General features: G+C 42.0%; 8 protein-coding genes. 3 read left to right on the top strand and 5 right to left on the bottom strand.

The window, feature by feature from the left end; translation table 11 throughout:
* Nucleotides 1-96 precede the first annotated feature (96 nt).
* The 3 genes from infB to rimP form a co-directional block, all read right to left on the bottom strand.
* Complete coding sequence (infB, locus tag M1D52_RS23255; RefSeq protein ID WP_130854470.1) at nt 97-3,135, bottom strand: translation initiation factor IF-2; 3,039 nt, start codon at nt 3,133-3,135, stop codon at nt 97-99.
* A gap of 113 nt (nt 3,136-3,248) precedes the next feature.
* On the bottom strand, nt 3,249-4,484 hold the full coding sequence (gene nusA / locus M1D52_RS23250; protein WP_013664898.1) for a transcription termination factor NusA: 1,236 nt from the start codon (nt 4,482-4,484) through the stop codon (nt 3,249-3,251).
* Nucleotide 4,485: 1 nt separating this feature from the next.
* A complete protein-coding gene (gene rimP / locus M1D52_RS23245) occupies nt 4,486-4,950 on the bottom strand; it encodes a ribosome assembly cofactor RimP (RefSeq protein WP_130854469.1) in 465 nt (154 codons plus the stop codon).
* A 191-nt stretch (nt 4,951-5,141) separates the two neighbouring features.
* Between rimP and M1D52_RS23240 the strand changes: the two genes are divergently transcribed.
* Together M1D52_RS23240 and M1D52_RS23235 are read left to right on the top strand one after the other, a co-directional pair.
* Nucleotides 5,142-5,492, top strand: coding sequence for a phage holin family protein (locus M1D52_RS23240; protein ID WP_013664900.1), 351 nt, complete (start codon nt 5,142-5,144; stop codon nt 5,490-5,492).
* Between the two features lie 50 nt (nt 5,493-5,542).
* Entirely contained in the window at nt 5,543-6,673 is a 1,131-nt protein-coding gene (locus M1D52_RS23235; protein WP_013664901.1) for a lactonase family protein, read from the top strand.
* A 53-nt stretch (nt 6,674-6,726) separates the two neighbouring features.
* On the opposite strand, the gene bshA is transcribed toward M1D52_RS23235, so the two are convergent.
* Nucleotides 6,727-7,869 carry an N-acetyl-alpha-D-glucosaminyl L-malate synthase BshA gene (gene bshA / locus M1D52_RS23230; RefSeq protein ID WP_130854468.1) on the bottom strand — a complete coding sequence of 381 codons (1,143 nt, stop codon included), beginning with the start codon at nt 7,867-7,869 and terminating at the stop codon, nt 6,727-6,729.
* Between the two features lie 145 nt (nt 7,870-8,014).
* Nucleotides 8,015-9,829 (bottom strand): serine hydrolase domain-containing protein, encoded by a 1,815-nt coding sequence (locus M1D52_RS23225; protein WP_437393714.1) that lies wholly within the window; start codon nt 9,827-9,829, stop codon nt 8,015-8,017.
* A gap of 258 nt (nt 9,830-10,087) precedes the next feature.
* Here M1D52_RS23225 and M1D52_RS23220 point away from each other — a divergent pair, with 258 nt between their 5' ends.
* Nucleotides 10,088-12,445, top strand: coding sequence for an OstA-like protein (locus M1D52_RS23220; RefSeq protein ID WP_437393713.1), 2,358 nt, complete (start codon nt 10,088-10,090; stop codon nt 12,443-12,445).
* The last annotated feature ends 9 nt before the right edge of the window (nt 12,446-12,454 follow it).

The following is a 12,454-nucleotide window of genomic DNA, read 5'->3' as shown; positions in this document are numbered from 1 at the left end:
TTTCTTATGCAGATAGGATGTCTTCCGAAGAAGTCGGCTAAATAAAAAAGGGGTTTTCCAATCGAAAAACCCCTTTTTATTTATAGAAGAGCTTCTTTATAATTTTCTCTTTACTTCTACTTGTTCATAAGCCTCCACAATATCGCCTACTTTGATATCGTTAAAGTTTTGAATACTCAATCCACACTCATAGCCTTGAGATACTTCTTTAACATCATCTTTGTAGCGTTTTAAGGAAGCTAACTTGCCTGAATAAACAACCACGCCGTCGCGGATTAACCGGATATCGTGATTACGGTTTATTTTTCCATCCAGCACCATACATCCCGCGATCGTACCTACCTTACTGATTTTAAAGGTCTCCCTAATCTCTACGTTGGCAACAATCTTCTCTTCAAATTTAGGAGCTAACATGCCTTCCATCGCGGCTTTTAGTTCTTCAATCGCATCGTAAATGATCGAATATAAGCGGATATCAATCTGTTCTTGTTCAGCTAACTTACGAGCATTTTGAGAAGGTCTTACCTGGAAACCAATTATAATCGCATCAGAAGCAGACGCTAATAGAACATCAGATTCCGAGATCTGTCCAACAGACTTATGTATAATGTTTACTTGGATCTCTTCTGTGGATAACTTCAGTAAAGAGTCTGATAAAGCTTCGATAGAACCATCCACATCACCTTTCACAATTACATTGAGCTCTTTGAAGTTTCCAATAGCCAAACGGCGACCGATTTCATCCAAGGTAATGTGTTTCTGTGTGCGGAGCCCTTGCTCACGTTGTAACTGTAGACGCTTATTTGCAATCTGCCTGGCTTCAGCTTCACTTTCGAGCACATAAAATTTGTCCCCCGCCGTTGGCGCTCCGTTCATTCCCAATATTTGGATAGGAGTAGAAGGCCCCGCTTCAGTCACTTTCTGGCCACGCTCGTTGGTAAGTGCTTTTACTTTACCACTATGAGACCCTGCTAAGATCGGATCCCCAACACGTAAAGTACCTCCTTGAATCAACACGGTGGTTACAATACCTCTACCTTTATCGAGTGCGGCTTCTACAACCGAACCCACGGCACGTTTCTTCGGATCCGCTTTTAGATCAAGCATCTCTGCTTCCAGAAGCACTTTTTCCAATAATAAATCAACATTTAAACCAGTCTTACCGGAAATCTCTTGGGCCTGATACTTTCCTCCCCAATCTTCCACTAAAATATTCATGGTAGAAAGCTGCTCCCTGATTTTATCCGCGTTTGCCCCAGGTTTGTCGATTTTTGTAAAGGCGAATACAATTGGTACACCTGCAGCCTGTGCGTGATTGATGGCCTCTTTGGTTTGTGGCATCACGCTATCATCTGCTGCAATTACGATAATGGCTATATCAGTTATTTTGGCACCACGAGCACGCATCGCTGTAAACGCTTCGTGTCCAGGTGTATCCAAGAAAGTTATTTTTCTTCCATCATCCAATTTAACGGCGTATGCTCCAATATGTTGGGTAATACCTCCGGCTTCGCCTCCGATCACATTCGTTTTCCGGATATAATCCAGTAGTGAGGTCTTACCATGGTCGACGTGTCCCATTACCGTAACAATAGGTGCGCGTTGCACCAAGTTATCGGGATTATCGTCCTCTTCTAAGGAATGGGTCTCCTCATCTTCCGGTTTAACAAATTCAACTTCGTAACCAAATTCATCAGCCACAATTGTCAAAGTTTCTGCATCAAGCCGTTGATTAATCGAAGCAAAAATTCCCAAACTCATACACGTTGAGATAACCTGCGTTACCGAAACATCCATCATGTTGGCCAAGTCATTCGCAGTAACAAATTCCGTCACACGAAGAACCTTTGATTGCATCTCCCTTTCTAAAGCTGCTTCCTCAGCAGATAAAGCTACATCATCCCGTTTTTGACGTCGTAATTTTGCTCGTTGGGCAAATTTACCGGATTTACCCGCTCCACTGAGACGGGCAAGCGTTGCTTTTATTTGATCTTGTATTTCTTTTTCCGAAGGTTCTTCCTTCGGCGTCTCAACGTGACGTCCGCGTCCCTTAAAATCATGCTTTCCTTTACCACCGCGCTGATCGGGTCGTTGTCCCCCTTGGTTTGGACCTTGATTTTGTCCCTGACCCGGGTGAGGACGATTTTGCGTTTGACCACCTCCGGCAGGTTGGCCGCCCCGTTGTTGTTGCGTATTATCCCCTTGATTGCGATTCTGATTCCCTCCAAGCGTATTACGCTTACGTTTCCGTTTGTGGTCAGATAAACTACCGGCACCGGAAGAAGAAGCAATCGGCTGATCCTTGCGTTTTTGAGGAGAAGTGGGCAACTCGATTTTACCAATCACTTTAGGTCCGCTTAAATGCTCGGCCCGAGCTCTGATAACCTCATTTTGTGGAGCCGGTTCCTTTTCCGGTTCTTTCGGCCCCGGTGCATTTGCCTTTACTTCTTCGGCTTTTGGTTGCTCCTTTTGTTCTATTGGGGCTTGTTCCTGTTTTTTGGGTTCCTCCTGTACAGCTGCAGGTTTTTCTTCCGTAACAGATGCACTTTTCGGAGTTTCAACCGGTTGCTCCGGTTTTTGTTCCGCAGCCGGAGCCGGTGTTTCGCCGGTTTGTTCTGCCTTGGGTTCTTCTCTGTTATAAGGCTTTTTATCGGGCCTACTCCGCTGATTAAGGCTAGAAAGATCGATTTTTCCAACTACCTTAACACCCATGGTAGGCTCAGAACTTGGTTCTTTGGCCTTATCTTGTTGCTCATCTGTAGTAGAAGGTTCCTTTTGCTGAGGTTTGTAAGCATTCGCTTTGGTATCCTCAACAGAAGGAGAGAAAGCGCTATTATTTTTAATTAATATCTCATCATTTTCAACCTCAGGCTGCGTTGCTTTTGATGCAGTTGTTTCAATAGGAGCCTCCTCGCGACGAATCTTTCCAATCACAATCTGATTGGCTTCCTCTTTCACGATCTTATCCCCTTGAAACTCTCGCAGAAGAACTTCATACATGTCTCGGTCTAACTTAGTGTTAGGTTTAGCTTCAATTTCATAGCCTTTCTTTGCCAGAAAATCAACCGCTGTACCAATTCCGATATTCAGTTCTTTTGCAGCTTTCAGTAAGTTTATGCTTTTACCTTCTGTCATTTAATCTATTTACCTCTTAATTTATTACGTGATATTACAAAAGTATACTTTTTAGTTGTTTATTACTAAAATAATAAACAAAGCATTCTTTTGTTTGTGCGCGCTCCGCCGAATTATTCAAATTCCGAACGTAAGACCTGCACTACTTCTTGTATTGTGTTTTCTTCTAAATCAGTACGACGCACCAGCTCGTCCATTGATAAGGCTAATACCGATTTTGCCGTATCTAATCCAACACGTTTGAACTCATCGAGAATCCAACCGTCAATTTCATCTGCAAATTCTTCCAAATCCACATCTTCATCATTCTCGTCACTCTCTCTATACACGTCAATCTCATACCCGGTTAGTTTACCCGCCAACTTAATATTATGCCCGCCACGGCCAATAGCAAGTGACACTTGATCAGACTGCAAATAAACAGCAGCTCTTTTCTCTTCATCATCTAATTTAATAGAACTGATTCTTGCCGGACTTAACGCACGTTGTATGTACAGGGAAATATTGTTCGTGAAATTGATTACGTCGATATTTTCATTGCGCAATTCACGAACAATTCCATGAATACGAGAACCTTTCATCCCTACACAGGCTCCTACCGGATCGATACGATCATCGTATGATTCAACGGCAACTTTTGCCCGCTCACCCGGTTCGCGAACGATTTTCTTAATGGTGATCAACCCATCGAAGATTTCGGGAACCTCCAGTTCAAATAATCGTTGTAAAAATTCAGGAGCGGTACGTGAAATAATGATTTTAGGAGTCGTATTCATCATGTCTACCTTATAAACTACCGCACGGATCGTATCCCCTTTCTTGAAATAATCGGCCGGAATCTGCTCAGTTTTAGGTAAGATTAATTCGTTCCCCTCGTCGTCCAAAACCAAGGTCTCTTTTTTCCATATTTGGTATACCTCGCCGGTGACGATCTCACCTACACGGTCTTTATACTTCTTAAAGATTTCGTCCTTTTCAAGTTCCAGTACCTTCGAAACCAAGGTTTGTCTTGCCGCAAGAATCGCTCTTCTTCCAAAGCTCTCCAAGGTGATCTCTTCAATGAAATCATCACCGATTTCTAAATCCGGATCTACTTTGCGAGCTTCCGCAAGTTCGATTTCCAAATCGTCGTCTTCGGAAAATTCATCCTCCACAACTGTTCTTGTGCGCCAAATTTCTAAGTCACCATTATCCGGATTAACAATTACATCGCAGTTTTCATCTGTGCCGAAACGCTTACGTATCATGCTTCTGAATACTTCTTCCAGCACACTTATCACCGTCGGGCGGTCAATATTTTTGAAGTCTTTAAACTCCTGAAATGAGTCTATTAAATTTATATTGCTCATTTTATTTAAATGAAATTAAAACCTTTGTTTCTATGATTTGATCCAGTGGAACCACTGTTTCCACTTGTATTGCTTTTTTGCCTTTTTCCTTGATTGTTTCTGCTAACTTCATCTCTTTTTCCGATGCCGCTAGTAGGGTGCCTTCTCGTTTTGAACCATCCGCCATTTTTAGTGTGATGGACCGGCCAATATTTTTTTGATATTGACGGAGTAATTTTAATGGAGTGTCTATGCCCGGTGATGACACTTCAAGATTATACGCATTCTCTATCGCGTTTTCCTCTTCTAAATGATAACCAACGTGTCTACTGATGGCTGCGCAATCCTGAATAGTTATTCCCTGATCTCCATCCATGTGAATAATCAGTTTGCCATTACTGTGCATTTTAACGTCTACCAGAAATAAGTCCGGACGATCCGCAATCTTTTCTTCTACTAATTCTGTTACCCTTTTCTCGATGCCCATAGTGAATTTACAAATTTCTTGTAATAAAAAGAGGGGACCATGCTGTCCCCTCTTTCATCAAGATATGCAAATGTACGACAAATTATTTAATAATTCAAATAGTTGATTTTCTTGATACAACGAAATACAGGATAGATTTTTTAAACATTTTCGGTCTAAACTCGTTTGTGTAATAGCTAAAGAAAAAATGTATGAGATTTATCATTGAATTAATTATTACCGGTTTAGCCGTTATGGGAGCGGCTTACGTTGTTCCCGGAGCGGAAGTTTCCGGTTTTTGGAGTGCCATGCTTGCCGGCATATTGATTGCTTTGGCCAATGCTACGGTAGGTACAATCCTACGCTTTTTTACCTTGCCCTTGAATATCTTAACCTTGGGCTTAATATCTTTTATTATCACTGTTCTGATGGTCATGTTAGTCAGTAGCATCATGAGTGGATTTTCGGTCAGTGGCTTTTTCTCGGCCATGTTCTTCGCTATTTTAACAGCCGTTATTCAAATGATTTTGAGCAGCCTTTTCGGGACGAATCGCGAAAATTAATTGATGGTACTTAATATTTTATGTATACTTGGTTTTATAAAACATCATTTATGAAACCTGTTAATATATGCCGCTTGTTAGGTTGCATGATTTTATTGCCCATGGTATTAAAAGCTCAAACAAAAACGATTAATGTTCTTATTGGAACCTATACCAATACAGGCAAAAGCAAAGGGATTTATGTGTACTCTTTTGATCCAAGTTCCGGGAGCTTAACGTATAAAAATGAGGTTGCGTCGTCTGACCCGTCCTTTTTGGCATTGAGTGCCGACAAGAAATACCTCTATGCCGTGAACGAATTAAATACCGGGGAAGGAGCGGTTAGTGCGTTTAAATATCATCCTACGGATGGTAAACTTGTTTTACTGAATACACAACTAACGCATGGCGACAGTCCCTGTCATGTCATAGTAGATCAAAAAGATAACCATGTGGTGGTATCCAACTATTCCGGCGGAAGCCTTACCGTTTTTGGAGTTCAACCTGATGGCAGTTTGACGGAAAAAGTCCAATTGATAAAGCATGAAGGAAGCGGGCCGAATAAAAGTAGACAAGAAAAGCCTCACGTTCATTCGGCAACTTTGTCGCCCGATGGAAGATTCCTATTGGTACAAGATCTCGGTACTGATCGTATTAATGTATATGGTTATGACGCATTGAATAAAAACGCACCGCTATCAACAGAAGCAAAAGTCGCGAAGGCGTCTCCGGGCAGTGGTCCACGACATATTACGTTCGCTAAGGATGGAAGATATGTTTACCTTGTTCAGGAAATGAAGGCTGCTGTTACGGTTTATGCTTATAGTGATGGGCAATTAACAGCTATACAGGAAATTAGTATGTTGCCGCCTTCTTATAAGGGAGATGTTGGAGCAGCAGATATTCATATATCGCCGGATGGTAAATTCTTATATGCCTCGAATCGGGGCGAAGCCAATGATATGGCGATTTATGCCATTAACAAGGAGGATGGGAAACTATCTTATGTTGGAAATCAGTCGGTAGAAGGTAAGGGGCCGCGAAATTTTGCTATTTCTCCCGACGGAAAGCATCTTTTGGTGGCAAACCAATACACCGATGATGTCATTGTATTCGCACGCGATGAGCAGACAGGTAGATTAAAAAACACAGGAAACCGTATAGAAATAGGGGCGCCGGTTTGTGTGCTGTTTGATGAATAGTGGTTAACTCATAAAACAAGTAAGGAGGTTCCTCGTGGAACCTCCTTACTTGTTTATATAACACTCGCTTTTACTTGATCGATTACTTCCTGGTAATAATTCTCGTAAACCGGTAAAATTAATCCTAAATCAAATTCCTTAGCGCGCGCTAAAGCAGCTGCTTTGAATGTTGCCAGCCGGTCGTTATCTTCAAGTATATAAACCGCGTGGGCTGCCATGCGATCAATATCACCCACGTCATCCAGAAAGCCCGTTACACCATCCACATTCAGTTCCGGTAAACCGCCTGCATTGGACGAAACAACCGGCACACTGCAAGCCATTGCTTCCAAGGCTGCTAAACCAAAACTCTCTGACTCGGACGGCATCATAAAGAGATCCGCAACCGAAAGTATTTCTTCAATGGCGTCCTGCTTCCCTAAAAAGCGCACATCGTTACAAACACCTAAATCTCGGCAGAGCTGTTCCGCATTTACCCGATCGGGCCCGTCACCTACCATTAAAAGCTTACATCGTACCTTTTCCTGGATTTTTTGGAAGACTTTGATCACATCGGATGTCCGCTTTACTCTTCTAAAGTTCGATGTATGGACTAAAATGCGCTCGTCACCGGGGGCGATGGCTTTTTTGAAATGCTCGCGGGGCTTTAAGCTAAACCGCGTCAAATCGATAAAATTAGGGATCACCCGGATATCTTTGGCTACTTCAAAATGTTTGATGGTGTCTTCTTTCAAATTGGTGGATACCGCAGTGACACCGTCCGACTGATTGATCGAAAAGGTGACTACCGGATTATAACTTGGATCTTTTCCCACCAAGGTAATGTCGGTTCCGTGAAGCGTCGTAACTACCGGAATGCGAATCCCATAGGTTTCCAGTATCTGCTTGGCCATGAAAGCCGCAGAAGCGTGCGGTATCGCATAATGTACATGTAATAGATCGAGTTTTTCGAAGCGGACTACATCAACCAGTTTACTGGCTAAAGCCAATTCATACGGCGGGAAATCGAATAGCGGATATTTGGATATACTTACCTCGTGGTAAAATAGATTCGCAGAGAAGAAATCAAGTCGCGCGGGTTGACTGTACGTAATAAAATGTACCTGATGCCCATTAGCGGCCAAGCCCTTGCCCAATTCGGTAGCCACCACACCGCTACCTCCAAATGTTGGGTAACATACAATACCTATCTTCATTTGATAATACAATAAGTTTTATAACAACTGACGATAAACAATGGATGTAACTAAATAATATGCACCCAAATGCATGATTCATCGTTCAATGTGGCTGCAAATTAAACGTTATTTTCTGTAGTAATTGTTAAGTCTATGTCAAGTATTATTCGAGCCCCTTAGCAATCGCTTCGTAAATTACATCCTGAATCCTGGAACGAATATTTAGCTCATACAACTTGTTTGTTACGCTCGGATGAACACGATTTGATAGAAAAATGTAAGTCAATTGATGTTCCGGATCTATCCAAATGCAAGTGCCTGTGTAACCCGTATGGCCGTAGGTCGCAGCTGAAGCCAATGCAGAAGGATAAGCTTTGCTTGTGTCAGGATCTTTCCGATCAAATCCCAGGCCTCTTCTGCTAACGGTTGATTGTTTGCCGGTAAATTCTTCAACAATCCGTGGGGCAAAATAAATCTCGCCTCCATAAGTGCCTTTGTTCAGTAGCATTTGTCCATAAATAGCTAAGTCGTTTGCCGTACTGAATATTCCGGCATGCCCGGCAACCCCATTGGCCATGGCTGCACCTTGGTCATGTACATAGCCTTGTAGAAGTGTGTCCCTAAAATACGTATCCCGTTCGGTCGGTACGATTTCTTCTTTCGCAAAACGTCGTCGCGGATTGTAACCGGTTTTATACATGCCCAAAGGTTGATAGAATTGTTCCTGTACATAGGTTTCAATAGGCTCAGAGGCTTGCTGTTCAACTACCTCCTTCATTACATACATACTAATGTCGCTATAAACATATTTTCCGGGTGTTTCCAACTTCGATTGAAGCATTTCGGGCCACATAACTTTTCGGTAATAATCACTCAATAAATAGCGTCCATCAGCTATTTTTACATTGTGTGTAGCGGAGGAGTCGCTGCTGACATCTCCCGGTTTAAGATTTTTATAAAAGGGTATAAAGGGAACAAAACCTGCTTGATGGAGCATAACATCGCGTAATTTTACATTACTTTTATTGGTCTGTCTTGCCTGAAAAAGATAGTGGCCGATCGTTTGATTAAGGTCGATTTTTTTTTCTTCATATAAGCGCATTACAGCTGGCGTGGTAGCTGTAATTTTGCTGATAGAAGCCATGTCAAAAATATCAGAAGTGAGTGTCGGTCGCTGTTTTTCATAAGTGTGGAAGCCGTAGGCCTCTTCAAAAATAACCGTACCGTTTTTTATGACCATCACAACGGCCCCGGGGGTAGCTTGTTCTGCAATGGCGTCCCTGACAATCTTACCTATTGGATCGGTCAAGTTTACGCTCTTTATTCCAACCGATTCAGGCAAATCGTAACCTAATCGTGTTTTAATGGTGGTAAAGCCGCTGCCTGCCGGGAAGCGGGGCGAAATGTTCGTCGTCAATTTCCCGGTAATGGCAATTCCGCCAAAAATAGCCGAGGCACTGTTTTGCGCGGCAATCACAGTGGTATCGGTCGACCAAATAATCGGAACATCAAGTTCATCGAGCAAAGCCAATTTTTGCGGCGAACCAAAACCGCAGATGATTACCTTCTTGCTCGCTATTTCATTTTTGATGAAGTCGAGTATCGTTTGACTGGCGGCTACATCTTTTGCAAGTTGAATAATAAGCAGGTTATGAAATTTTATCTGCTCACTTAATAGCTGCAAGGATGCCAGATTTGCATCTCCCAGATAAGTGTCAACAGAAGCATAACGAGATAACATAGTATTAAATTGGTTTGACTGTTCAAAACCCAGATCAATACTGGCTATCTTTAAATCTCTTAGTCCCTTAATAGGAACTAAGCCTGTCTGATTATTCAACGCGATCGTTTGGGATAAGCTTTGTTTTTTTTGAGCTAATACCTGCTGGATATCTTCTTGGTGCACGCTTTGCGCACAGGCATTAAGGGCAATTAAAAGAAAAATAAGAAGGAAAGAGAAGTGCTTTGGTATATACATAAGTTTGCTTTTATGATAATGATCGAACTTAGGCAAATTAACGGTTATATGCAATATGTAGAAATACATCGATAAAGTGTGTTCTTAATTATAAACGAGAAATCTTTGCTACGCTCGTATCCACGTGACGATTCGCGATCGAAAGTCTTTGTTAAAATTTCTTAAAACATTCCATCAAGCTATTTATTTAGGTACCTTTGCCAAGTGAAGAAATGTACTATACTGTTAACTTGGTTATGCTGTATACTTCCTTTTTTTGTGCAAGCGCAAAAGGAAGTAAGGTTAATCAGTTCACGGGATTATGAGGCGCGGAAGGAGTGGGGGGTCAATCGATTTTATAAACCTGTTTTTTTACATGAAGGTAGCACGCTATCAGCAGATAGTTCAGACTATAATCCGGAGGAACGCTTTTTTGATGCGTTTGGAAACGTCGTTATTACCCAGCCGAATGGTACGGTGGTATACGCCGATAAGCTTCACTATATAAAAGATGATCGAATTGCCATATTAACAAATAATGTGAGGATGGTAGATACAAAAGGTGCTGTCTTAACAACGAATCACCTTACCTATAACCTCAACTCGAAAATAGGGACCTATACCGGAGGTGGACGCATTGTCAACCAAAAGGATACTCTCAATAGTAAAATCGGTTACTACTTCGAAAACAGCTCGGATGCCTATTTTAGGCATGATGTAGTGGTCCGTACACCCGAGTCCAATATTTTTACCGATACGCTACGCTACAATTCGCTTTCAAAAATGGCCTACTTTTATGGCCCTACCAATATAAAAGGCAAAAACGGTGGTAACCTCTATACAGAAAACGGTGACTACCATACTGAAACCGACCGGGCACGTTTTGGAAAAAATAACCTGTACACCGAAGGAAGTAAATTTTTGCGTGGTGATAGCCTTTATTATGATGGTAAGCAGGGTTATGGACGGGCGATCAAGAATGTTGTATTTATTGATACGGTACAACAAGGAATTTTATATGGCCAGCGAGGTGTTTATCTAAAAAAGGACGAGAGTATTACCATGACGGATAAGGCCTATATGATTATGGTGGTAAATAACGACTCAACGGCCAAGAAGAGCTCGAAGGACAGCCTAGCTACTGATACTTTGGGACAGGATAATCTGCTGTTAGCTTCGCGAGATTCCATACGGAACGACTCCTTAGTTAATTCACCGAAATCCGGTACAGATTCGGTTTATATGGCTGCTGATACGTTGTATTCACGCGTCATTTTTTTGAGGGATTATAAACCTATTGAACTTAATTTGCGGCGGGATGGAGGCGATTTAGATGCGGAGGAAGAAGAGGATTTTACCGAAGCAGCTACCGATAGTTTGGGGAATGCATCCCTAGATTCAACCTCGACCGATTCTACCCAATTAGTTGGCATAGATAGTTTGAACCGAGTAAAAAAATCTGCTCTTTTGAGTGATAGTTTAAACGCTGAATCCGTATTAGACAGTACGATACGAATAAAGAAGCCTGATTTGTCGGCGGACTCTTTGATGAAGCTGGCTTCTGAAGATAGTACCTATAAAAAAGTACATGCAAAAGAGCTTAACGAAGAAGGTATTAAAAAGATGATTGCCAAGAGTACCAAGCTTCGTGATGATTCGATTGCCAAAACACAGCGGGAATTGATCAGCAGTGAGCTGGCGGCTGATAGTTTATTAATCGACTCCATCGGCAGCATTCCGAAGATAGGGCAGGCGGATAGCTCTTTATTATTGGCAAAAGCGTCGGCTTTGGATCGGTCGCCAAGAGATTCGAGTAACCTAGACACCGCTAGAACCCGGATTGTGAAGGCTTACCATCACATGCGTATTTTCAAATCGGATCTACAGGCACGTGCCGATTCGGCTTATTACGGTTATCCCGATTCTGTTATCAGATGTTATGGCAATCCCATGATCTGGGCACAGGGTTCGCAGCTATCCGGTGATACCATTTATATGCAACTGAAAAATCAAAAGCTAGATAATATGCTTTTAAAAAGCAATGCCTTTATCGTTAGTACACAACTCGATTCGGTTAAGTTTAATCAGGTAAAAGGGCGAAAGATTACCGGCTTCTTTACCGATAACAAACTAGCACTGATGTACGTTGACGGAAATGCTGAAAGCATTTACTACACACAGGAAGATAATAAGATAAATGGCATGACCAAAAGTATCGGTGCGCGAATAAAGATCCTATTTAATAACAACGAGGTTTCCGAAATACTCAATATCCGTAAAACCGAGACTAGCTATACGCCGGTTGCTGCATTTGATCCAGATAAAGAGATACTGCCTGGTTTCATTTGGAAACCAAAAGATAGACCAAAAAGCAAAGAAGAGATTATTAACCCCATTTCTATTACCTCCGAACCTGTAGCAGACAGCACGGAAGGTTCGGCAAAGGACAGTTTGCAAGTCGATTCTACGCAATCTAAGAAAATGACAAAACAAATGCCAACCGTAAAGCGAAAAGAAGGAGTTAAAACGCCGGCACCCAATACGCCCAATAAAGAAAAAGATGCTGTGACTGCCCCCGAACAGAAGCAGCAGCCTGATAGCATAAAAAACAAAGAGAAAACCCTTATTAGCCAATAAGTAGGGTAT

It is taken from the genome of Olivibacter sp. SA151, assembly GCF_054130995.1.
This window is presented reverse-complemented; position numbering and strand designations above follow the sequence as displayed.